We start from the raw sequence: 20,958 nt of genomic DNA, 5'->3' as shown, positions 1-20,958 counted from the left end.
CCACCCTAGCGCCGATGGTTCCAACGCAGGCAGAGAACCGTCAAGATGGCAAGCTTGACGGATCCCTCACAGTTCCGCCGAGCGCCGCGATAGTTCCGCCCGCAGGTGGCGCGCCGCCTCGACCAGGGCTGCATCCCGGCGCTGGCGCGGGCGGGGCGGCGCGAGGGTGACATCCGCCGCGATCCGGCCGGGGCTGCCCGCCAGCACTACGACCCGGTCGGCGAGGTAGACCGCCTCGTCGATGTCGTGGGTGACGAACAGCACCGTCTTGCCCGTCTGCGCCTTGATGCGCTGGATCTCGTCCTGAAGGCCCTCGCGGGTGAAGCTGTCGAGCGCCGAGAACGGCTCATCCATCAGCAGCACCTCGGGCTCGACCGCGAGGGCGCGGGCGATGGCGACGCGCTGGCGCTGGCCGCCGGAGAGCTGGTGCGGCCAACGGCCGGCGAAATCGGACAGCCCAACGAGCTTGAGCATCGCCGCCGCCCGCTCGCGGCGCTCGGGCTTCGACAGGCCGTGCCGCTCCAGGCCGAAGGCGACGTTGTCGATCACCCGCCGCCAGGGGAGCAGCCGCGCGTCCTGGAACACCAGCGCCATCGGCGTGCGGGTTTTCTGGGGATCGGTGCCAAGATGGACCGTGCCGCCGCTGGGTTTGGCCAGATCGATCAGCACGCGCAGGAGCGTCGATTTGCCGACGCCCGATTCGCCGACGATGACGAGGAACTGCCCCCGCGGCACCGCGAGATCGAGGGCGGACAGGATCTCGGTGCGCCGTCCGTTGCGCTCGTAGGCGAGGCTTAAGCCCCGGATGTCGATGATGGGACCACTCATGCGCGCCACCGCAGCAGCCAGCCCTGCAGGGCGACGAAGCCGGTATCGAACAGGCCGTACAGCCCGGCCATGGTGAGCATGTAGACCACCACGATGTCGGTGGAGAGGAGCGAGGAGGCCTGCATCATCCGCGCGCCGATGCCGGGCACGCCGAAGATCTCGGCGGCGACCACCGCCATCCAGGCCTGTCCCAGCGCCGTGCGCAGGCCGACGAGGATGCCCGGCGTGGCGGCGGGCAGGAGGATCTTGGTGAGCCGCGCAAGGGGTCCGCGGAAACCGAAGGCCTGGGCCACCTCGATCAGGTCGCGATCGACGTGGCGCACGGCGCCTTGGGTGGCAAAGAACACGATCCAGAACACGCCGATGGCGATGATGAACACGGCGGCCGAGGGCTGGACGCCGAACCAGATGATGGCGAAGGGCACCCAGGCGAGGCCGGGAATGGGGCGCAGCAGCCGCACGATCCCCGCGGTCAGACTGTCGAACCAAGCGAACATGCCCGTGGCCAGCCCAAGGGCGACGCCCGCGAGCGCGCCCGCGCCGAGCCCGACCACGTAGTGGCTCAGGCTCTCGACGACCGCGGTCAGCCAGGCGCCATTGGTGATCTCCCGGGCGAAGGCCGCCGGGATGGAAGAGGGCGGCGGCAAGAAGGCCGGGTTGATGAGGTCGAGCCGGGGTGCGGCCTCCCACAGGGCGAGGAAGGCGGCAAGCCCGACGACCGCCAGGGCGGCCGAGCGGAACGAGGTCATGGCGTCATGATCGTGGAAATCAGGGCTTCTTGACCGCGTCGAACGGCTTGGCGTCGAACAGGCCGTCGGTCGGCGCCTCCTTGTCGAGGGTGCCGATCGAGACCTGATAGGCCTGCATCTTCTTCGTTGCCTCGATGATCGTGCGCGGGTCGGCGACGAACTTCGCGGCCGGCGAGGAGAGCGCCTTCTGGATCGTGGCGACGTCGGTGATGCCCTTGCCGAGCGCTGCCTCGACCGGCGGGGCGGCGCGCGCCGGATCGGTCTTCAAGAGGTCGGTTGCCCTGACCAGTGCCGAGACGAGGCCCTCCACCGCCTTCGGGTTGGCGTCGGCGAACTTGCCGTAGACGGCCACCACGGTGCCCGGCTGATCGGGGAACATCTCCCCGCCGGTGGCGATCAGCGTAATCTTCGGGTTGCGGCCCTGGACGATGGTGAGCGCCGGCTCGCGGATCGAGGCGCCGTCGACGGCACCGGCCAGCAGCGCCTGCTGGGTCGCGTCGATGCCCATGGCGACGATCTCGACATCGGCCTTGTCGGCCTTCACCACCTGCCAGAGCCAGTGCTGGAGGGTGGTGTTCGGCACCGAGCCCGGCGGCTGCGTGGCGAGCCGAGCGGGGCGGCCCTCCTTGGCCTTGAATTGCTTGAAGGCCTCGGCCTTGCTCGGGGCGGACGCGAAGTAGGGGGCGAGCTTGGGGGCTGCCACGAACACCATCTCCTCGATGGCGGTGGCGGCCACGACCCGCACGTCGATGCCCTTGGTGCGGGCGACGGCGAGCGGCGCGATGCCGGCGACGTAGACGTCGATGGTGCCGGACGCGAGCGCCTGGATCATGTTGGGGCCGGATTCGAAGGTGGTGAAGGCCGGCGCCAGCCCGGCTTCCTTGAGCCAACCCTCGCCGTTGGCGACGAAGACGGGTGCCGCGCCGATCACCGGAATGACGCCGATGCGCACGGGCACGGTCTGGGCGGCGAGCGGGACCGCGAAGGGCACGGGAAGGGCGAGAAGCCCCGCGATCAGGCCGAAGGCCTTGAACAGATTGCGCATCGAAACGGGTTCCAGGGGTGCCGGATGGCGTTCCCCATGGCACAGCGGGCGCCATCTTCCAATCGCGCTTCCACACCAGCGTCGCACGGCAGCAGCACGCCGGGCGACGAAGCTTTGCCGGCCTGCGACGGAACGGCCCCGTTCCTCCTGCCGTTTACCCAGCCGAAAGCGGCATCCACGCCGCGGGACAGACGACAGGACACCCTACGCCATGAGCCTTCTCGGCAGCATCGTCAGCAAGATCCTCAACCCGTTCGGCTCGTCGGAGGCGAAGGCCAGCGAGTCGTCCGCCAAGCCCTCCGAGACGCAGGCCCAGCCGTCCTCCGGCGGCGGCAGCGCCCCGGCCTCCACGCCCACCAGCGGCGGAACGTCGTCGGGCGGACAGGTCGATGTCGAGGCCGTGCTCAACGACCTCGCCGCGAAGAACTCGCAGAAGCTGAACTGGCGCAGCTCGATCGTCGATCTGATGAAGCTGCTCGATCTCGATTCGAGCCTGCACGCCCGCCAGCAGCTCGCCGACGAGCTGCACTACACCGGCGACAAGAACGACTCGGCCTCGATGAACATCTGGCTGCACAAGCAGGTCATCAAGAAGCTCGAAGAGAACGGCGGCAAGGTCCCGGCCGACCTCAAGGACTGAGAAGACCGATAGCGGTCACGTCGGCACCCTCGCCGGCATCAGAAAGTGGGTGGCGGGAGAGAACTCCCGCCACCCACTTTCGTTTTCGAGGCCGCTCGAAGGCGTGATTTCCGGCGGATTTTCCAGAAGCCGATCAAAACCGGCACAGCGCGATCTGCCAGCGCGCCGCCAGGGCGAAGCGAACCCTTCAGGCAAGAAAAAATCCCGCACCCTTCAACAAGGTACGGGATCGAAACTTAGAAAACCAAGGATCTCGATGGGTCAGAGATCAATTGGTGCCTGGGAGAGGATTGCCCACTTTCCCAACAAAAGCTAGCAAAAGCAGAAACTTAGACTGCGCGCCTCGGCAGCGTTTGTACCACCGTAGACGCAGAATTCATTTGCCGGTAGGGTCGCTGGTCATTCGACAATGTCGATCTGAAGCTGCAGCGGCTGAGTGCAGCAAACAGGACCGATCAGTCCTCGCGGGAAGCAGGCGAAGGCGCATCACCGGGCCCGGGTTCTGGCAGTTGAAGCGGGGCAGCGGCCTTTCGCGCTTCAGTCACAAGCGTGTCGAGGATCGCTTGCGCCGTCCGGGTGATGATCGGCCCGGCCGCGGCCGGACTTCCTGCCTCGAACGGCGGTTTGGGCGCATATTCGGCGACGAGTTGTGCCGTTCGTGCATAATCCTCATCGCGCAGGCGGGCGGCGAGTGCCAGGGCGAAGTCGAGCCCAGCCGAGACGCCGGCGGCGGTCACCCGGTTGCCGTCGAAGACGACTCGATCATCAACCGGGATCGCCCCGAGGAGCGGAAGAACAGTATCGCGAGCACACCAGTGTGAGGTCGCGCGATAGCCCTTCAAGAGCCCGGCTGCTCCGAGGATCAGTGATCCGGTACAGACACTCGTCACCCAGCGCGCCCGGCTGGCCCGATCCCGCAGAAAGGCCAGCGTAGCAGCGTCGCGCATTTGAGCGGCTGTGCCATCGCCTCCCGGCACGAAGAGCACATCCAGTTCGGTGGGACAGTCGGCAAAGCTCGTTGTGGCGATGAGGCTGAGGCCGGTGTCGCTTAAGACGGGTCCGACGGACCGCGCGACGAGGTGAAGGGTGTCCGGCGCAAGTCCCGCCAGCAGCCCCTGTGGGCCAACCACATCGAGGGCCGTCATACCGGGATAGAGCAGCATGGCGATGCGGACTGGTGGCACCCTCACGGATGGCCTGGCTGCATCAAGCGCCTGTGACGGTCGAGCCGCCAGGAGGGCTGCGGCGGCCAGCGCAGCCGCCCCGATCTCACGCCGGTTCGCCACAGCTTTCGGCCCTCAAGTTGCGGTTCTTTCGTCCGAAAAGCGCCATTTCGGGACCTTCGTTCCAAGGCAACGGAATGGCCGCTTGTCACGTAACGGCCAACGTTGACGCGGGAGGTAGCCGCGCTTGCGGCCATCGCGGCCGGTGCTCAGACGAGAAGGCCACGACGCTTGTCCCGCCCGATGCCCGACCTCACCTCCCTCTCATGGAAAGTGCGTTCGACGTCATCATCGTAGGGGGAGGCGCCGCCGGCATCGGCGCCGCGCGACGGCTGGCAGCACACGGGCTGACTGTGCTGGTGCTTGAGGCGTCCTCGCGGCTCGGGGGGCGCGCATTCACGCAGGATCTTGGTGGTTATCCGCTCGACCTCGGTTGCGAGTGGCTCCATTCGGGTGAACGCAACGCCTGGGTCGCCATCGCCGAAGCGTCCGGCTTCTCGGTCGACCGAAGCGAACCGCCATGGGCCAAAGCGCATCCCGGCATCGTCCAGGACGAGCAGGAGGCGGCGCAAAGGGCGTTCCGGGACTGGAACGAGCGGCTTCCTCACGTCGCGCAGGGCAGCGACCACGCGAGCGATGCCCTTGAGCCCGGGGGGCAGTGGAACGCCTACGTGCGGGCCATCGCCGGCTTCATGAGCGGAGTAGCGCCCGAGCGAATATCTGCCGCCGACTACATGGCCTACGACACGGCCTCGACCGGTCGGAACTGGAGCGTACCACTCGGATACGGCACGCTCGTTGCCGCCAGCCTACCGTCCGCGGTGGCGCTGCGCCTAGCGACCCCTGCTGAGCGGATTGACCTGACGGCGGAGGGCGTCGCTGTTACAACGCGGGCCGGCACTGTCCGCGCCGGGATCGCCATCCTCACGGTCTCGACCGCAGTCCTGGCCGGCGACGCAATCCGCCTACCCTCCGGGACCGAAGCCTGGCGCGAAGCGGCCGCCGCCCTGCCGCTCGGGCGCAACGAGAAGGTCTTCCTAGAGATCGGGCGCGATACCGCTTTCGAGCCGGACTCGCACGCCTACGGCAACCTGCGCGACGCGAGATCAGCCGCGTACTCGATCCGGCCTAACGGCTGGCCGGTCATCGAGGCGTTCCTCGGCGGCGAGGGGGCCCGCATTTTGGAGGAGGAGGGCCCAGCCGCCGGCTTCGCCCATGTGTCCACCGAGTTGGTCGCCCTGTTCGGCAGCGACGTGGCATCGGCCCTTCGCCCGCTCGCGGCCAAGTCGTGGAGCCGTATGGCGTTCATCGGCGGCGCCTATAGCTGCGCCCTGCCGGGGCAGTCGTACGCGAGGGCGCGGCTGGCCCAGCCGTTCGAGGACCGGCTGTTCTTCGCCGGTGAGGCGACGCACCCGTTCGACTTCACCACCGCCCATGGAGCCCACGATAGTGGGGTGCGCGCCGCCGACGAGGCGTTGGCCGCGCTTCGGGCGAAACGTCCTGCCTTCCGGCGCGCCCTGCTTTCGTGAGAGCCGTCACGCGGGCGAACGGCGGGCGTCGTACCGCAAGGCGTCCACGGGACCTACGGCGACCACTTCGTCGACCTCGTCGCGGAGGGTTTCGATTGCGCAATCCGGGCCGGGCATCTCGCCGATTCCAAACTGGTCGCGCGCGGCCAACGACGGGGGTTCGAGTGTTCCACGGGCGCCGCGCAGAGTCATGCGGTCCGTTCTGTCGCTCCCTTCCGGGCCTGCGCCACAGTCAACCACACGGCCGAGACCAGGAAGTAGAAGGCGCCGAACGCGGCGTAGGGGGCGATGTCCGTGATCCCGGGCGTCGAGGCACCATTCGCCTTGAAGATGAAGTGGGCGCCCGCGAGGGCCGACTGGGCTCCGCTCAGCGCCATCGCCCACTGAGCACCTGCATTCCAGCGCCGCACGCCGGTCGCAAGCTGCAGCAGGCCGGAGAGGATAGCCCAGACCCCGAACACCGCCAGCACCGCGTGCTGGCTCCACCCCAGTGCGACGGCGACCCCGAGGGCGACGACGGTGCTAGCAGCCGCGTTGAGGACCTGGCTGGGATTGGCGGCCAAGCCGCCACTGCGCCGCGCGTCGATAACGTTGGCGACGGCGTCCCAGGCGGGATAGGCGACCAGGAGCGCCGCCGCGGCCGGCGGCATGGCCCTTCCGATGGTGAAGGCGGCCGCAACCCAACCGACGGACACTCCGGCACGGAGGAAGTAATAGGAGCTCAGCCAGCCGGAAGTGTCACGGCCGGGTTGTTGGACGGTTGTCATTGACGTTCCCTTCGGGTGCGCGGCGCAGCGGAGGATCGGGACGACGGGCAATCACGCGGCAGCCTCGGCGCCCGAAACGCCAGGCTTCGTGAAAGCGGCGTTTTTTCAGAGAGATACGCGTCGCTTCGGAAGGTACGTTTACAATCGGACGCTGATGGCACCCATGACCGGATCACTGGAAAACTTGACCGTTCTTCCGGACGCCGGACCGGGCGTCTCCGGCGACCTGCTCTCGCACGTACTGGCGCAGATCCGGCTCACCGGGGACCATGTCCGATCACACGAAGTCGCGTGGTCGAAGGTCTTGGAGCTGGAAGCCGATGCCGCCCATGTCCTGGTGGTCGCCGACGGCTCGCTCGACGTCGAGGACGATGGCGGGGAGCGCGTCGTGATCGACACGGGCGATCTCGTGCTTCTGCCCCGCGGGCTCGGAGGGTCCAGGCTGGTGGCGTCCGCCTCGCACGCATCGGTGATCGTCTGCCGGTTCTCGTTCGATCCCCACAGCCTTCGCGGCATGATCTCGGCCCTGCCCGGGCGCATCCACATCCGGCGCGCCGAAGGAGCCGGGTGGCTTGACGGCATCGTACCCTTCCTGATGGTCGAGGTGACTGACGACGAGCCCGGCGCGGCCCTGATGATCTCACGGATCATCGACGTCATCGTCATCCGCACCTTGCGGACCTGGGTGCAGCGCGGGCACACCACCGGATGGCTGGGAGGGTTGTCCGACGCCCGCATCGCCCGAGCGTTGAAGGTCATACACGAGCGACCACTGCAGCGCTGGAGCGTCGACACCCTGGCCGACGCGGCCGGCATGTCCCGGTCGAGCTTCTGCGAACGTTTCGCCGCGCTCGTCGGGCGCTCGCCACTTCGCTACCAGAACGAGTGGCGGCTCACGCTCGCCCGGAACATGCTCGTCGCCCGCGAGGCACGTGTCGGCGAGGTCGCACTACGGGTCGGCTATGAGTCCGAAGCAGCGTTCAGCCGTGCTTACAAGGCGATGTTCGGCCATCCACCGAGGGATGAGCCGGCACTGCCGAGTGAGAAGAGATTGCAAAAGTGAGCCGTTTGCTTTGAACGGCAGGGGCGTAATGAACCACGATCTGCTGATGTCGTGACCGCCGCTCAAAGGTCCGCTTCTTTCTACCGAGCGGACGTCTCGGCCGGTAGGCTTGAAGGTCTGCAAGGGGTCAGGAGTTCGCACGCCGATGGTTCTGCTGTGCGCCACCACCGGACCGTGGCCTTCGGTCCAGAAGCGGGCCTTCGACTTTGCGCCCGTCTCGGTCATTCGGCAACAGTCGCGGGCATCACCGAAGCAGAGGTCGGCTCAGGCCGGGTTGCACGTTCTAGGAGCACCACCCCAGACCTGCAGCTTCGACCATGCATACGCTCGCGCGCAGGACTTGCCTACCGAAGCTCAGCCACTGATGCTGCGCCAAAGCGGATGACCTGCGAGGGGGCGACCCATGGAAACGATCGGCCGTGATCTGCGCGAGATGCAGCGCATCCCCTTGGCCGAATCGCATGTCGCCGCGCTTCGGGCGATCGGAGCCGAGAAGCACTACCCGGCCGGTACCTTTCTCGTCCATGCCGGTGATCCAGCCGACCGCTTCGTCTATGTCGAGGCTGGCGAGATCGAGGTGGTCAACCCTTTCACAAATGAGCGCCATCTGCCGTCTACCCTCGGACCGACCCAGTTCATGGGCGAGATCTCGTTCCTGAACGGCGGGGTCTGGTCGATGCCCATGCGGGCAAGTGCCGATACCATCGTCACCGAAGTGCCACGCCCGGAGATGCTGCGACTGATGTCCGAGGTCCCGGAGATGTCGGACATCATCATCACGGTCCTGGCCGCACGACGGCGGCGGCAGCTCGACTCGCACGACGGCACCCTGGTGCTCCTCGGCGAGGACGACGACCGGAGCGTCCGGCGGATTGCCGAGTTCGCGAGCCGGAACCGCCTTCCTTACAGGTCCTATCCGCTGGGCAGCCCGGAGGCGGCGAGCGTCGCCAGGAGTTGCTCGATCTCGTCCGAACGGCCGACTGTGATCTTCGGACGGGATATCGTCGTGACCGAACCGACACCCGCCAAGGTCGCGCGGCTGCTCGGCCTCGACTACAACCTCGTCGACGACGAGGCCTTCGACGTCCTTATCGTGGGCGGCGGACCGGCCGGGGTGGCGGCGGGCGTCTATGCGGGCGCGGAGGGGCTTCGCGCGCTCGTCATCGAGGATGTGGCGATCGGCGGTCAGGCCGGCACATCGAGCCGGATCGAGAACTATATGGGCTTCCCGACTGGGATCTCGGGCGCCGACCTCGTCTGGCGCGGCGAGGTCCAGGCGATGAAGTTCGGCACGCGGTTCGCGATGCCGCGGCGCGTGGCGAAGCTGGAACGGCTTGAGGACGGATCGTTCTGTGCAACGTTCGACAACGGCCGGCGCGTTCGGGGACAGGCCGTCGTTGTCGCGACCGGCGTCCAGTACCGAAGATTGCCGATCGAACGCCTCGAGGCGTTCGAGGGTGCAGGCATCTATTACGCTGCGACGGAGATCGAGGCACGCTACTGCAGGAATGCCGAGACGATCATCATCGGCGGCGGCAACTCAGCCGGCCAGGCGGCGATGTATCTCAGCCGCTCAGCCCGACACGTTCGCCTTCTCGTGCGCGGGCAATCGCTTGCGACGTCCATGTCGAAGTACCTGTCGAGCCGGCTGGAGGCCGACCCGGGGATCACGATCGAGTACGGGGCCGAAATCACCGCCCTTCACGGCGACGATCACCTCGATGCGGTGACGATCCGCAACGTGGCCGACGGCACGATGCGCACGATCTCGACCTGTGCCGTTTTCGTCATGGTGGGTGCTGCCCCCAACACCGGCTGGCTCTCGGGGCTCGTCGAACTCGATGGCCACGGCTTCGTCCTGACCGGGGACGCGATCGGCGCGCGTTCACCCTATGCGACGTCGCATCCGGGAATCTTCGCGGTCGGCGACGTGCGGGCCAACTCCGTCAAGCGTGTCGCAGCCTCGGTCGGCGAGGGTTCGGTCGTCATCTCCAAGGTGTGGGAGCACGTTCGGACTTAGATCGCCCCCCTACCGCGTCCGACCGGGGGGCTCGATCTATCGTCGACCGGGCCCGCGCTCCTGCCGTTTCAGCCGGCGCTGCGACGGCTTGGGCGATCCGGATCTGTCTCGACGATCCCGCGATGGCCAAGCGCATCGCGGAGATCGCCAAGGCGGCGTATTCATGGGTGCCGGTCCTGGCCTGCTTCACCGACTCGGGCCACGCGCCTACATACCCGGCATGCCGGTCCTCGTAGCGCTCGGAGCCGCCCTCCTGTTCTGCCTCGTATTCGGCCCTCAGTGGTGGGTGCGCCGGGCGATGCAGCAACACGCCACCGAGCGGCCGGACTTACCCGGGACCGGGGGAGAGCTCGCACGCCATCTGCTCGACCAAGCACGACTCGAGCACGTTCCCGTCGAGATCGCGCCGGCCGACCACTTTGACCCGGTCGCGAACGTCGTGCGCTTGTCGCCGCAGAACCATGACGGCCGCTCGATCACGGCGGTCGCGGTCGCGGCGCACGAGGTCTCCCACGCACTCCAGCACGCGGCGGGGGACCGGCTGCTCGCGGCGCGGGTGAGGTTCGCCCCGGTCGTGCAGGGCTTCGAGTTCGCCGCGGCCGTGGTGACGATGACCGCGCCCTTGATGCTCGCCATCCTCAAGTCGCCTGTCCTGCTCGCCCTGCAGGTGGGTGTCGGCATCGCGCTCCTCGGTGCTCGCCTCCTGTTCCACCTCTTAACGCTGCCCGTCGAGCTCGACGCGAGCTTTCGCCGGGCTCTGCCCATCCTGGAAACGGGTCGCTTCCTCGAGGCTGACGATATGCTTGGCGCCCGCACCGTACTGCGCGCTGCGGCCCTCACCTACGTCGCTTCGTCCCTCGTGTCGCTCGTGAACATCGCCCGCTTTCGGCGGCTCCTGCCGTTCTGAGACCGATGGGGCGCGCGTCCGATTTCCTGCTGCGCTCCATGCAGGCGGACCGTCTCTGATCGGCCAGCACCGGCCAACACGCAGCGATCGCCTCAGCGTCTCAGATGGATGGTTTCCTGCCTGTCCGGTCCCGGGACGCAAAACACAAGAAGCGGACGTTTGCTCGGGGAGCGGAGGTTGGCCGCTATGCTCCCGTTTCAGCGGTTCGACGTCCGCTCATGGCCGGGCACGGGTGGCGCTCCCCGGCAGGCTCCCTCCTGTCAGAGGCTCGCGTGCAGGCCGCGGACCGGGCTCACACCCTCCAGGACCGAGGCCGCGTGAAGGATCGTGGTCTCCGCCTGCCAGCTGCCCACCAGCTGCACGTTGATCGGCAGACCCTCGCGGCTCGTCCCGAAGCGCATCGACAGGCCCGGCAGGCCGGTCACGTTGAGGGGCACGGTCGCACCTTACCCGCACGCCGGGCGGATCGAGCGGCGGTGAGTCGGCGGCCATCGCGGCGGGCATGTCGCCGCTGGGCCTCGGCACCGACCTCGCCATCTCTGTGCGCGGTCCGGCCGCGCAGACTGGCATCGTCTCACTGAAGGCCACCCACAGGCGTGTGCCGATGACCGGCATCTGGCCGCGGGCGCCCCGCCGCTTATGGCACGTCGGCCCGATCCCGGGGGGCGCCTGCGTCCTCAGCGGTTCGCGAGGTGTGCGACGAGACGCTCGGCGGCGGGACCGGAGGAGGCCGGGTTCTGGCCGGTGATGAGCAGGCCGTCCGTCATGACGAAGGGCTCCCAATCCGCACCCTTGGCGTAGAGGCCTCCGTTTCGCTTCAGCTCATCCTCGACCAGGAAGGGAACCACCTCGGTCAGGCCCACGGCCTCCTCCTCGGTGTTGGTGAAGCCGGTGACCTTCCGGCCTTCGACAAGGGGCTTCCCGTCAGGAGCCTTGGCATGGCGGAGGACGCCGGGGGCGTGACAAACCAGGGCAAGGGGCTTGCCGGCGCCGAGCGTCGTCTCGGTCAGCCTGATCGAAGCCCGGTCCTCGGCGAGATCCCAGAGGGGGCCGTGCCCGCCGGGATAGAAGACGGCATCGAAGCCCTCGTGCCCGACGGCATCGAGCCGGCCCGTCTCGGCCAGCACCGCCATAGCCGCAGCGTCGGCTTCGAAGCGGCGCGTCGTGTCAGTCTGGAAGCTCGGCTCGGCACTCTTCGGATCGAGCGGCGGGCGGCCACCCTCCGGTGACACCAGGACCACCTCCGCACCTGCATCCTTGAACACGTAGTAGGGGGCCGCGAGTTCCTCCAGCCAGAAGCCGGTCTTCCGGCCGGTGTCGCCGAGTCGGTCGTGCGAGGTCAGCACCATCAGGATCTTCATCATTGCTCTCCGAGTTTTTCGCTTGGGTGAGGGGACAGTCTTGATTTCTGAGCCGTTCGCGCGGGTCGCGCTTGCGCCGGCTCAGGGAAGGTAATTGGCTTCAGCTCACAGTAGACCGGTCGTCTCGAATTTGTCCGTGATAAGTTGGGTTTTCGGCAACGTTGGAACGCGGCGGATCAGTGTGACGTGAGGCCGAGATTGCGCCGGGTTGTCCCTATGGCAGCCTCGAATGGGGCGTCGGTCCGGACGATCTTGGCCATTAAGCTCGCACCGAGCCAGACGTGATACAGATTCTCGGCGGTCGTATGTGGCTCGCTCTCGACCGTGAGCGAGCCCTCCGCCACGCCCGCCGCGATGGATCGCGCCAGCCGTTCTATGATCGCGGCAGTGCCGCTCTTAAGGGCGAGCCGCATAGGCTCGGACAGGTCCGAGACCTCCGCCGCAAGCTTCACCGCAAGGCATTTGCGCTGGTCGTCGATGCCCCCCTGCGTGGCCTGCCATTTGCGCCAGTAGTTCATCAGGCGCTCGGCATGGCTCAGCCCAGGCTCGGCGAGTGTCGTGTCGAGGTCGGCGAGATAGCTCTCGAAGTAGTCCGCCAAGAGGGCCTCGCCGAAAGCCTCCTTGGAGCCGAAGTAGTGGTAGAATGACCCCTTTGGCACACCAGCCGAGGTTAGGATCTCGCTGAGCCCGACGCCAGAGAACCCCTTCGCGCCGACTAGGCCGTAGGCTGAATCGAGGATTTCCTGTCGGGTGTCGGTATGTGCAGCGAGGCGTGCCATGAGGATGAGATAGACCGAATTAGACCGGTCGTCTAGAGGTGTTTTGCATTTTTTGTCGGAGTGATCACGGAAGTTGGCCGAGCCGTTTTCGCAGCCTGCGGACGTCACCGCGGAACGTCTTATGGGTGGTGTCCGCTTTCAGGAAGCGGGCGCGTCGACTGCTTCGACCCAATCCGGTCGGAAGCGGAACGTCTGCCTTCAGGCGAAAGGCGAAAGTCCGGTTTCCGACCAATCCGGACCTTCGGCAGCAGCGTCTTGAATGTCCGCGAGGGGCTCAGGAGTTCGCACGCCAATAGTTCGACGTTGCGCCAGTAGCGATCCTTGGACCAGCTTCGGGAGGTGGACCTTCGGCTTCGTGGTCACTGCCGCCATGCGACCTGTGCGAGCGACGCCCTCGAAGGGCCATTCACAGCGGCCTCGACCGCCTAGCTCGATTGCTCGAAACAGGAGGTCGAAGCCGCTACGCAGCTTGCTCGATGTCGCCTGGGCCGGTCATCGGCGCGCTTGCAGCGTGCTGCTTGAGCCGCGCGTTGCCGGAGAGGCTGCGCAGCAGGACGTAGAAGACCGGCGTCAGGAACAGGCCGAAGGCGGTCACGCCGATCATGCCGGAGAACACGGCGACGCCCATGGCGCTGCGCATCTCCGCTCCGGCCCCGGTCGCCATCACGAGCGGCAGGACGCCCATGATGAAGGCCATCGAGGTCATCAGGATCGGGCGCAGGCGCAGGCGGCTCGCCTCGATCGCCGCTTGGATCGGGCTGCGACCGGCGAACTCAAGCTCGCGGGCGAATTCCACGATCAGGATCGCGTTCTTGGCCGAGAGTCCGACCAGGACGATCAGTCCGATCTGCGTGAAGACGTTGTTGTCGCCCGCCGATAGCCAGACCCCGAACATGGCCGCGAGCAATCCCATCGGCACGATCAGCAGGATGGCGAGCGGTAGGGCGAGGCTCTCGTACTGCGCCGCCAGCACGAGGAAGACGAGCAGCAGCGCCAGCGGGAAAACCCAACTCCCGGAATTGCCGGCGATGAATTCCTGGTAGGTGAGGTCGGTCCATTCGAAGGCGAAGCCGCGCGGCAGCGTCTCGGCGGCGATGCGCGCCGCCGCCGCTTGCGCTTGGCCCGACGAAAAGCCGGGGGCGGCCCCCGCGTTGATATCGGCGGAGAGAAAGCCGTTGTAGCGCATGGCCCGCTCCGGTCCCGCGGTCTGGCGGACACGCAGCAAGGCCGAGAGCGGCACCATCTCGCCCGATCCGGCGCGGACCTTCAGCAGCCCGACATCGTCCTGACGAGCGCGGAACGGCGCGTCGGCCTGGACGCGCACCGAGTAGGTGCGGCCGAACCGGTTGAAGTCGTTGACGTAGAGGGAACCCAGATAGATCTGCAGCGTGTCGAACACGTCGGTGACCGGGATACGGAGCTGGCGCGCCTTGGTCCGGTCGATATCGGCGAAGAGTTGCGGCACGTTCATCTGAAAGCTGGAGAACAGGCCGGTGAGTTCGGGCGCCTGTGCGGCTTTCGCCATGAACGCCTTGGTCGCTTCGTTCAGCGCCTCATAGCCGAGGCCGGCGCGGTCCTCGATCTGCAGCTTGAAGCCGCCGATGGTGCCCAAGCCATTGACGGGCGGGGGCGGGAACATCGCGATGAAAGCTTCCGGGATCGCGGCGAACTTCTTGTTCAAGGACTGCGCGATGGCGGCCCCGCTCAGCGCGGGATCCTTGCGCTCCGCGAAGGGCTTGAGCGTCGAGAATACGATTCCCGAGTTCGAGCTGTTGGTGAAGCCGTTGATCGAGAGCCCTGGGAAGGCGACGGCACTCTCGACGCCCGGCTCCTTCAAGGCGATCTCGCTCATCGTGCGGATCACCTCCTCGGTCCGGTCGAGGGTGGCGCCGTCGGGCAGCTGCGCGAAGCCGACGAGGTACTGCTTGTCCTGACCCGGCACGAAACCGCCGGGGATCTGGCGGAACAGCACCACGGTCACGCCGACGAGCACGAGGTAGAGGACCATCATCGCGCCTTTTCGCGACACGACCGAGCCGACGCCGCGTCCGTAGCCGTCGGAGGCCCGCCCGAAGGCGCGGTTGAACCGGCGGAAGAACCAGCCGAGCAGCGTGTCGAGCGCGCGGGTCAGCCGGTCCTTCGGCGCGTGATGGTCTCGGAGTAGGAGCGCCGAGAGGGCGGGCGACAGGGTCAGCGAGTTGATCGCCGAGATGACGGTCGAGATCGCGATGGTCAGGGCGAATTGCTTGTAGAACTGGCCGGTGAGGCCGCTGATGAAGGCGAGCGGCACGAACACCGCGACGAGCACCAGCGCGATGGCGATGATCGGCCCCGAGACCTCGCGCATGGCCTGGTAGCTGGCGTCCCGCGGCGACAGCCCCGCCTCGATGTTGCGCTCGACATTCTCGACCACGACGATGGCGTCGTCGACGACGATGCCGATCGCGAGCACCAGACCGAACAGGCTCAGCGCGTTGATCGAGAAGCCGAAGGCATGCATCACGGCGAAGGTGCCGATGATGGAGACCGGCACGGCCAAGAGCGGGATGATCGAGGCTCGCCAGGTCTGCAGGAACAGGATCACCACGAGAACGACGAGGGCGATCGCCTCCAGCAGCGTGTGAATGACGGCCTCGATCGAGGCGCGCACGAACTGCGTCGGATCGTAGACGATCTGGTAGTCGACGCCTTCCGGCATATTCTTCTTGATCTCGGCCATGGTCCGGCGGACCTCGTCCGAAATCTGGATCGCATTCGATCCCGGCGACTGAGAGATCGGAATCGCCACCGCCGATTTGTTGTCGAGGAGCGAGCGGAGCGCATAGTCCGAGGCGCCGAGTTCGATCCGGGCGATGTCGCGAAGCCGCGTGATTTCGCCGTTCTCCCCGGTCTTCACGACGATGTCGCTGAACTGCTCTTCGCTGGTGAGGCGCCCTTCCGCGTTGAGCGAGAGTTGCAGGTCGAGGCCGGGAACGGCCGGTGAAGCGCCGATGACGCCCGCCGCCGCCTCCACGTTCTGCGCCTGAATCTCCCTTACCACGTCGCCCGCCGATAGGCCGTGCTCGGCCACCTTCTGAGGATCGAGCCAGATCCGCATCGCGTAGTCGCCGGAGCCGAACAGCTGCACCTGTCCCACGCCGTCGATGCGGGCGAGGCGGTCCTTGATGTTCAGCGCGGCATAGTTGCGCAGATAGGTCATGTCGTAGCGCCCATTGGGCGAGACGAGGTGCACGACCATGGTCAGGTCGGGCGAGGACTTCACCGTGACGATGCCGAGCTGGCGCACGATGGCCGGCAGGCGCGGTTCGGCCTGCGAGACACGATTCTGAACGAGCTGCTGCGCCTTGTCCGGATCGGTGCCGAGACGGAACGTGACGGTCAGGGTCATGACGCCGTCCGTCGTGGCTTGGCTCGACATGTAGAGCATGCCCTCGACACCGTTGATCTGCTCCTCGATCGGTGTCGCCACCGTTTCGACGATGACCTTGGGGTTGGCGCCCGGGAAGGTCGCCCGCACCACCACCGAGGGCGGCACAACGTCCGGATACTCGGAGATCGGCATCGCGAAGAGCGAGATGAGGCCGCCGATGAAGATGAGCACCGAGAGCACGCCCGCGAAGATCGGGCGGTCGATGAAGAACTTGGACAGGTTCATGTTCGCCCTCCGGGGTCGGGCATCAGGCGCAAGGCGTCAGGCGGCCGCCGAGAGGGCGGCCGCACGTGTCGGGTCGGGAATGGTCGAAGGGGCTGAAAGCTACGGGGCCTCGGCGCTGGCGAGCTCGCGCGCTCCGGCGGCACCGGGCGCACGCACGCCCATCGCCACCGGCTCAGGGCGCAGGAGCGTGCCGGGGCGGATGCGCTGCAATCCGTTGACGACGATGCGCTCGCCGCCGGAGAGGCCCGCGGTCACGACGCGCAGGCCCTCGACCGCCCGGCCGAGGGTGACGGCGCGAAATTCGGCGCGGTCGTTTGCCCCGACCACGAGCACGAACTTCTTGTCCTGATCGGTGCCGACGGCCCGTTCATCGACGAGGAGCAACCGCTCGGGCGTGGCCTGACCGAGCCGCATCCGCGCGAACTGACCGGGAATGAGGTGGCCGTCGCCATTGGCGAAGGTGGCGCGCACCCGAACCGTGCCGCTGCGGGCATCGACCTTGTTATCGATGAACTGCAGATGCCCGCGGGCGCGAACCCCATCCGCCGTCACCATCTCGACGGGGATGCGGTCGAGCCTGCCGCGCCCGCCCGCGGGGCCGGCGATCGAGGCCAGGGCCTTCACAACAACGGTCTCGTCCGCGTCAAAGCTCGCGTAGACCGGATCGACCGAGACGAGGGTGGTGAGCACCGCGGCCCCCGCTCCCGTCGCCACGAGGTTGCCCGGCGTGATCTCCCGGCGTCCGACGCGTCCGCCCACCGCTGCCCGCACCTGGGTATAGCTGAGGTTCAGGCGCGCCGCCTCCAGCGCCGCCTTCGCCGCGTCGAGGCTCGCCTTCGCCTCCTTGAAGGCGTTGGCGCGCACGTCGAGGTCGCGCGCCGTGACGATCTGCTGGTCGGAGAGTCTGCGCCCGCGCTCCAGATCGCTCGACGTCAGGGCGACGCGCGCCTCGGCGCCGGCCACCTGGGCCTCCAGACGCTGGACCTCCGCCGCGTAGGGCGCCGGATCGATGGTCACGAGGAGATCGCCGGCCTCGACAAGCTCGCCTTCCACGAAGTGCGTGGACTGGATCGCGCCGCCGACGCGGGCCCGCACGTCGATTCGGTCGACGGCTTCGAGCCGGCCCGAAAACGCGTCCCAGAGGACGACGTCCCGCGGCTCGACGGTGGCGACCGAAGCCGGTGCGGCCTGCTCGGCTTGCGGCGTTGCGGCGACCGCCGCATCCCCCTTGAAGAGCGGTGCCGAGATGAACTGATAGGAAGCACCCGCCAGCAAGGCGAGAACGAGGCCGACCCCGGCGCTGCGCCGGAAGAGAAAATGGCCTAGGGACGTGTCGCGATGGGGGTGCACGGCCGGCTCCGACATCTGTATCGTGTGATACACATGTCGGCATGGACGCGGCACGTCAAGAGACTTATCTACCACTCGATACAAAACTTGGAGCTTGCGGACAATGGCGATGGGGCGGCCCCGGTCGTTCGACACGGACAAGGCCCTTGATGATGCGATGGAGGTGTTCTGGCGCCATGGCTACGACGGCGCGAGCCTCGCGATGTTGACCAAGGCGATGGGTATCAAGCCGCCGAGCCTCTACGCGGCCTTTGGCAGCAAGGAGGGTCTGCTCAAGGCGGCCCTCGACCGCTATGCCCAGCGCCGGTCCGAGCACATGCGCTACGTGCTTGCGGGCCCCACCGCGCGCGACGTGGCCGAGCGCTTCCTGTTCAGCATCGTGGAGAGCCACACCGATCCGGCCAACCCGCCCGGCTGCCTGCTGGTCCAGGGCGGGCTCGCCTGCGGCGAAGGCTCGGAGAACATCCCGTTCGAGTTGGCGTCCCGGCGCGCGCTGTCCGAGACGGAACTGCGCGAGCGTTTCGTTCAGGCTCAGCAGGACGGCGACCTTGCCGAGACCGCCGATCCCGCGGCACTGGCGCGGTTTCTCTCGACGGTTGCCTCGGGCATGGGCGTCCTCGCGTCGTCCGGAGCCGATCGGGGCGCCTTGCGGGAGGTCGCGCGCGTCTCGCTCAGCGCCTTCCCGGGGCCCGAGAAAGGCGATCAATAAGCGGAAGGCGTGAGCGTACGCCGCGCGGGTCGAGACCGACTTGCCGGTCCGTTCGGCTTCGAGCCATCAAGCCTCGACCAGGGCACTCAGCTTTTCCGGCTGTAACGTGGTCGGCGCTGTGCCGTACGGCTGGGCAGCCATCGCCGACGACGGAAAGGTTTGAGGCGCAATCGGGTGTTGGCCGACGTCGAGGGATTCGCCCTGTGCCGCGGCCTTGCGGGTGAGACTTGCCCGCTGCGTCACCGCCGTGACAGCCCAGGCGAGTTTTCGACGGTCCGACTTATCGACAACAATGCCGCGCTGCTTCAGCACGGCATCAGCTTGGTCGGTGCACCACTCCTCCATGTCTCGCTGAGCACCGACCGTTGGATCTGCCGCCTCTTAGATGAGCGCAGCACCCAGGTTCGGTTGAAGCGACAAGCCAGGCGGGCGGCGGGGCCAAAGGTTATCGCCGAGATCAGTCCGCCAGAACGCCTGCTGACTCGGCTCGTCGCGATATTGGTCGATCCACCAAGCGTAGGGCGGGGCAACCATCTCGTGTGCCTCGCGCTCACTCAGCAGCTTTGGGCCTGCGCGGAGGTTCGTCCACCGCTCGTCCAGCTCAAGGAGGGCACGGGCATGGAGGCTCTTGGCGCGAACCGGATCCTTCGTGCCAAGGCTGATCTTCTCCTCACGCTTGCCGATGCACGCGAGAAGGTCGGCTGGCACGGCCCGCCGCAGATAGTAGATGCCGGTTTTGAGATGCTTTCAGGGACGCGTCGTCATCAACGACATTTGTACCACCCGTATGTACCACCCGGGCTGCCCTAAGTCTCTGTTTTCACTGATTGTTTTTTCGGCTCAGCGGCTTAGCCAGCTGATGGTGCCCAGGAAAGGATTGGGCCCGCAAAGATTTTGCTTGAGCAAAATCATACACTTACGCCAGCACGTTATGTACGATGTGTACCACGTTGTGTGCCCCGTTGAAAGGCACCCATAGTTGCTTTGCTCGCGACTTGCTCGGGATGCCGTCGCAGCCGAACGTGTGCGAGCTGCGCGACCTTTTCTCTCGCCCGTCAACGGACGGCTCGACCTTGGTGCCGCCACCTCCACGTGGCAGGGTAACGAATGGTTAAGCATGTCTCCCCGCCCTGCGAGGTCAAGATCGATGGCGCATGGGTATGCGTACCAGCAGATGAGGCGCACAAAGCCCACCGGGATAAATCAAAGCGGTGCCCCCGCTGTCACGGCCCGGTAATCACAGCTGGCAGTTACACAAGCGAACCCCGGATAAGCCTACAGCACCGCAAGCTGCATAGCGGCTGCCCCCTCGTGCCGCGCCACTTCAACGGAACGCCATCTCCGCACCCTGAAGCCTTGGTGTAGGGCGTTCGAGTCTCATCGGACGATTCAGTCACCTCAGCCTACTTGGCGATGACACCCGGACCACGGTGGTGCGCCCGAAGCAGAGTTCGCGCTCGCAAGCTCAGCCTGACGTTTCCAAGTGGGTGGCAGCCCTTCCGCTGCCGCCCGTCAAGCCACCCGCCAAATGAATTAAACGCTTCCACACAGCTATGTGGCGCAGTTCTGTTGCGCCGCGGACTCTCTCGTGATTGTGCTGCCCTCGAAAGGAGCAAATCACTATGGAAGACAACACATCGCCCGATCTGCTGATCATAACGGCGGATATCGTCACCGCTTATGTCAGCAGGAATTCCATTCGGGCAAGCGAACTGCCGAACCTGCTGGTGCAGGTGCATGGTGCGTTTACAAGCCTATCGATTGCACCGTCAGTCGAAGCTAGTAGTGAGGTCGAGAAGCCGACGCCGGCGCAGATCCGGAAGTCCATCACGCCGGACGCGCTGATCTCGTTCGTCGATGGCAAGCCGTATCGCACCTTGAAGCGGCATCTCAGCGTACACGGGCTCTCTGTCAACGAGTACCGCACCCGCTACGGGCTGCCGAGCGACTACCCGTCCGTCGCCCCGAACTACTCGGCCGCGCGCTCGGCGCTGGCCAAGCAACTTGGGCTGGGCAATCCGCGCAAAAATGTGGTGCCAGAGCCTGAGCCGGCCCCCGAACCGACTGCAGCCTCCAAGCCGAAGCGCATTGGTCGGCCTCGCAAGGCTGCCAAACCTGCTTGAAAGTAAGGTTGAAACGGAGCTCGGCGCATGACGAAACGCCGAGCCTCTGCACCTCGATCTGGCGCAGCTTGAGCACCACCTACTCCGCGCTCGTCTTCTGACCTCGCCACATATCCAACTCCTTCGGTCCCGGCTGATCCTCTCAATCAGCCCGGTCCGAAGCCAGCCGCTCAGGTCACGAGGACTCAGCTGCGCGACGTGCCCGGTTGG

At 66.7% G+C, this 20,958-nt stretch carries 18 protein-coding genes and 3 pseudogenes; 9 read left to right on the top strand and 12 right to left on the bottom strand.

The features are described 5' to 3' along the window. Nucleotides 1-66 precede the first annotated feature (66 nt). From MSPGM_RS22730 to MSPGM_RS22720, 3 genes are read right to left on the bottom strand one after another with little or no spacing between them, the layout of a single operon-like run. Nucleotides 67-828 (bottom strand): ABC transporter ATP-binding protein, encoded by a 762-nt coding sequence (locus tag MSPGM_RS22730; RefSeq protein WP_015857518.1) that lies wholly within the window; start codon nucleotides 826-828, stop codon nucleotides 67-69. After that, nucleotides 825-1,577: an ABC transporter permease gene (locus tag MSPGM_RS22725; protein WP_003596245.1), complete on the bottom strand. Its 753-nt coding sequence runs from the start codon at nucleotides 1,575-1,577 to the stop codon at nucleotides 825-827. Before MSPGM_RS22725 ends, MSPGM_RS22730 begins: the two co-directional genes overlap by 4 nt. 19 nt (nucleotides 1,578-1,596) lie before the next feature. Next, a complete protein-coding gene (locus tag MSPGM_RS22720; protein ID WP_003596244.1) occupies nucleotides 1,597-2,622 on the bottom strand; it encodes an ABC transporter substrate-binding protein in 1,026 nt (341 codons plus the stop codon). Between the two features lie 211 nt (nucleotides 2,623-2,833). Here MSPGM_RS22720 and MSPGM_RS22715 point away from each other — a divergent pair, with 211 nt between their 5' ends. Continuing rightward, nucleotides 2,834-3,262 carry a DUF3597 domain-containing protein gene (locus MSPGM_RS22715; RefSeq protein ID WP_003596240.1) on the top strand — a complete coding sequence of 143 codons (429 nt, stop codon included), beginning with the start codon at nucleotides 2,834-2,836 and terminating at the stop codon, nucleotides 3,260-3,262. A gap of 455 nt (nucleotides 3,263-3,717) precedes the next feature. Here the strand turns inward: MSPGM_RS22715 and MSPGM_RS22710 are convergent, their stop codons facing one another. Continuing rightward, nucleotides 3,718-4,425 (bottom strand): DJ-1/PfpI family protein, encoded by a 708-nt coding sequence (locus MSPGM_RS22710; RefSeq protein ID WP_003596236.1) that lies wholly within the window; start codon nucleotides 4,423-4,425, stop codon nucleotides 3,718-3,720. 326 nt (nucleotides 4,426-4,751) lie between these two features. Between MSPGM_RS22710 and MSPGM_RS22705 the strand changes: the two genes are divergently transcribed. After that, the gene (locus MSPGM_RS22705) at nucleotides 4,752-6,014 is read left to right on the top strand and encodes a flavin monoamine oxidase family protein (protein ID WP_015857516.1); all 1,263 of its coding nucleotides are present in this window, start codon (nucleotides 4,752-4,754) and stop codon (nucleotides 6,012-6,014) included. Nucleotides 6,015-6,056: 42 nt separating this feature from the next. Then, nucleotides 6,057-6,158: pseudogene (locus MSPGM_RS25430) on the top strand (LysR family transcriptional regulator); the annotation flags it as partial. Nucleotides 6,159-6,202: 44 nt separating this feature from the next. Here the strand turns inward: MSPGM_RS25430 and MSPGM_RS22695 are convergent. Then, nucleotides 6,203-6,781 carry a DUF308 domain-containing protein gene (locus MSPGM_RS22695; protein WP_003596229.1) on the bottom strand — a complete coding sequence of 193 codons (579 nt, stop codon included), beginning with the start codon at nucleotides 6,779-6,781 and terminating at the stop codon, nucleotides 6,203-6,205. Between the two features lie 163 nt (nucleotides 6,782-6,944). On the opposite strand from MSPGM_RS22695, the gene MSPGM_RS22690 reads away from it, so the two are divergent. The 3 genes from MSPGM_RS22690 (at nucleotide 6,945) to MSPGM_RS22680 (ending at nucleotide 10,771) form a co-directional block, all read left to right on the top strand. After that, nucleotides 6,945-7,844, top strand: coding sequence for an AraC family transcriptional regulator (locus tag MSPGM_RS22690; RefSeq protein ID WP_015857515.1), 900 nt, complete (start codon nucleotides 6,945-6,947; stop codon nucleotides 7,842-7,844). A gap of 403 nt (nucleotides 7,845-8,247) precedes the next feature. Further along, nucleotides 8,248-9,864, top strand: coding sequence for an FAD-dependent oxidoreductase (locus MSPGM_RS22685; protein ID WP_003604154.1), 1,617 nt, complete (start codon nucleotides 8,248-8,250; stop codon nucleotides 9,862-9,864). Nucleotides 9,865-10,084: 220 nt separating this feature from the next. After that, nucleotides 10,085-10,771 (top strand): zinc metallopeptidase, encoded by a 687-nt coding sequence (locus tag MSPGM_RS22680; protein WP_015857512.1) that lies wholly within the window; start codon nucleotides 10,085-10,087, stop codon nucleotides 10,769-10,771. A 260-nt stretch (nucleotides 10,772-11,031) separates the two neighbouring features. Here the strand turns inward: MSPGM_RS22680 and MSPGM_RS22675 are convergent. Next, nucleotides 11,032-11,217, bottom strand: a pseudogene (locus MSPGM_RS22675) (amidase); the annotation flags it as partial. Between MSPGM_RS22675 and MSPGM_RS22670 the strand changes: the two are divergent. After that, nucleotides 11,217-11,429, top strand: a pseudogene (locus MSPGM_RS22670) (amidase family protein); the annotation flags it as partial. The pseudogenes MSPGM_RS22675 and MSPGM_RS22670 overlap by 1 nt on opposite strands. A 19-nt stretch (nucleotides 11,430-11,448) precedes the next feature. Here MSPGM_RS22670 and MSPGM_RS22665 read toward each other — a convergent pair. The 4 genes from MSPGM_RS22665 to MSPGM_RS22650 all read right to left on the bottom strand — a co-directional run bounded on the left by MSPGM_RS22665 (nucleotide 11,449) and on the right by MSPGM_RS22650 (nucleotide 17,931). Next, nucleotides 11,449-12,132 carry a type 1 glutamine amidotransferase domain-containing protein gene (locus tag MSPGM_RS22665; protein WP_261926016.1) on the bottom strand — a complete coding sequence of 228 codons (684 nt, stop codon included), beginning with the start codon at nucleotides 12,130-12,132 and terminating at the stop codon, nucleotides 11,449-11,451. Between the two features lie 176 nt (nucleotides 12,133-12,308). Beyond that, the gene (locus MSPGM_RS22660) at nucleotides 12,309-12,911 is read right to left on the bottom strand and encodes a TetR/AcrR family transcriptional regulator (protein ID WP_015857511.1); all 603 of its coding nucleotides are present in this window, start codon (nucleotides 12,909-12,911) and stop codon (nucleotides 12,309-12,311) included. Nucleotides 12,912-13,371: 460 nt separating this feature from the next. Further along, on the bottom strand, nucleotides 13,372-16,566 hold the full coding sequence (locus MSPGM_RS22655) for an efflux RND transporter permease subunit (RefSeq protein WP_261926015.1): 3,195 nt from the start codon (nucleotides 16,564-16,566) through the stop codon (nucleotides 13,372-13,374). Between the two features lie 99 nt (nucleotides 16,567-16,665). Beyond that, a complete protein-coding gene (locus tag MSPGM_RS22650; protein WP_015857510.1) occupies nucleotides 16,666-17,931 on the bottom strand; it encodes an efflux RND transporter periplasmic adaptor subunit in 1,266 nt (421 codons plus the stop codon). An 88-nt stretch (nucleotides 17,932-18,019) separates the two neighbouring features. Here MSPGM_RS22650 and MSPGM_RS22645 point away from each other — a divergent pair, with 88 nt between their 5' ends. Then, on the top strand, nucleotides 18,020-18,625 hold the full coding sequence (locus MSPGM_RS22645) for a TetR/AcrR family transcriptional regulator (RefSeq protein WP_003604554.1): 606 nt from the start codon (nucleotides 18,020-18,022) through the stop codon (nucleotides 18,623-18,625). A gap of 66 nt (nucleotides 18,626-18,691) precedes the next feature. On the opposite strand, the gene MSPGM_RS25425 is transcribed toward MSPGM_RS22645, so the two are convergent. Together MSPGM_RS25425 and MSPGM_RS25420 are read right to left on the bottom strand one after the other, a co-directional pair. Beyond that, nucleotides 18,692-18,937 carry a hypothetical protein gene (locus MSPGM_RS25425; protein ID WP_315974097.1) on the bottom strand — a complete coding sequence of 82 codons (246 nt, stop codon included), beginning with the start codon at nucleotides 18,935-18,937 and terminating at the stop codon, nucleotides 18,692-18,694. A gap of 69 nt (nucleotides 18,938-19,006) precedes the next feature. Beyond that, on the bottom strand, nucleotides 19,007-19,333 hold the full coding sequence (locus MSPGM_RS25420) for a DUF6538 domain-containing protein (protein WP_003604550.1): 327 nt from the start codon (nucleotides 19,331-19,333) through the stop codon (nucleotides 19,007-19,009). A 914-nt stretch (nucleotides 19,334-20,247) separates the two neighbouring features. Here MSPGM_RS25420 and MSPGM_RS22635 point away from each other — a divergent pair. Then, a complete protein-coding gene (locus MSPGM_RS22635; protein ID WP_261926014.1) occupies nucleotides 20,248-20,748 on the top strand; it encodes a MucR family transcriptional regulator in 501 nt (166 codons plus the stop codon). Nucleotides 20,749-20,958 lie beyond the last annotated feature (210 nt).

This window comes from Methylorubrum sp. GM97 (assembly GCF_024347855.1).
GTDB classification, from domain to species: Bacteria; Pseudomonadota; Alphaproteobacteria; order Rhizobiales; family Beijerinckiaceae; genus Methylobacterium; species Methylobacterium extorquens.
The sequence above is the reverse complement of the archived record's forward strand: the minus strand, read 5'-3'. Positions and strand labels throughout refer to the sequence as shown.

Excerpts from the sequence above, each read along its gene's own strand:
- MSPGM_RS22730 (WP_015857518.1), bottom strand. The coding sequence starts at position 828 with ATGAGTGGTCCCATCATCGACATCCGGGGCTTAAGCCTCGCCTACGAG.
- MSPGM_RS22725 (WP_003596245.1), bottom strand. The coding sequence starts at position 1,577 with ATGACCTCGTTCCGCTCGGCCGCCCTGGCGGTCGTCGGGCTTGCCGCC.
- MSPGM_RS22720 (WP_003596244.1), bottom strand. The coding sequence starts at position 2,622 with ATGCGCAATCTGTTCAAGGCCTTCGGCCTGATCGCGGGGCTTCTCGCC.
- MSPGM_RS22715 (WP_003596240.1), top strand. The coding sequence starts at position 2,834 with ATGAGCCTTCTCGGCAGCATCGTCAGCAAGATCCTCAACCCGTTCGGC.
- MSPGM_RS22710 (WP_003596236.1), bottom strand. The coding sequence starts at position 4,425 with ATGCTGCTCTATCCCGGTATGACGGCCCTCGATGTGGTTGGCCCACAG.
- MSPGM_RS22705 (WP_015857516.1), top strand. The coding sequence starts at position 4,752 with ATGGAAAGTGCGTTCGACGTCATCATCGTAGGGGGAGGCGCCGCCGGC.
- MSPGM_RS22695 (WP_003596229.1), bottom strand. The coding sequence starts at position 6,781 with ATGACAACCGTCCAACAACCCGGCCGTGACACTTCCGGCTGGCTGAGC.
- MSPGM_RS22690 (WP_015857515.1), top strand. The coding sequence starts at position 6,945 with ATGACCGGATCACTGGAAAACTTGACCGTTCTTCCGGACGCCGGACCG.
- MSPGM_RS22685 (WP_003604154.1), top strand. The coding sequence starts at position 8,248 with ATGGAAACGATCGGCCGTGATCTGCGCGAGATGCAGCGCATCCCCTTG.
- MSPGM_RS22680 (WP_015857512.1), top strand. The coding sequence starts at position 10,085 with ATGCCGGTCCTCGTAGCGCTCGGAGCCGCCCTCCTGTTCTGCCTCGTA.
- MSPGM_RS22665 (WP_261926016.1), bottom strand. The coding sequence starts at position 12,132 with ATGAAGATCCTGATGGTGCTGACCTCGCACGACCGACTCGGCGACACC.
- MSPGM_RS22660 (WP_015857511.1), bottom strand. The coding sequence starts at position 12,911 with ATGGCACGCCTCGCTGCACATACCGACACCCGACAGGAAATCCTCGAT.
- MSPGM_RS22655 (WP_261926015.1), bottom strand. The coding sequence starts at position 16,566 with ATGAACCTGTCCAAGTTCTTCATCGACCGCCCGATCTTCGCGGGCGTG.
- MSPGM_RS22650 (WP_015857510.1), bottom strand. The coding sequence starts at position 17,931 with ATGTCGGAGCCGGCCGTGCACCCCCATCGCGACACGTCCCTAGGCCAT.
- MSPGM_RS22645 (WP_003604554.1), top strand. The coding sequence starts at position 18,020 with ATGGCGATGGGGCGGCCCCGGTCGTTCGACACGGACAAGGCCCTTGAT.
- MSPGM_RS22635 (WP_261926014.1), top strand. The coding sequence starts at position 20,248 with ATGGAAGACAACACATCGCCCGATCTGCTGATCATAACGGCGGATATC.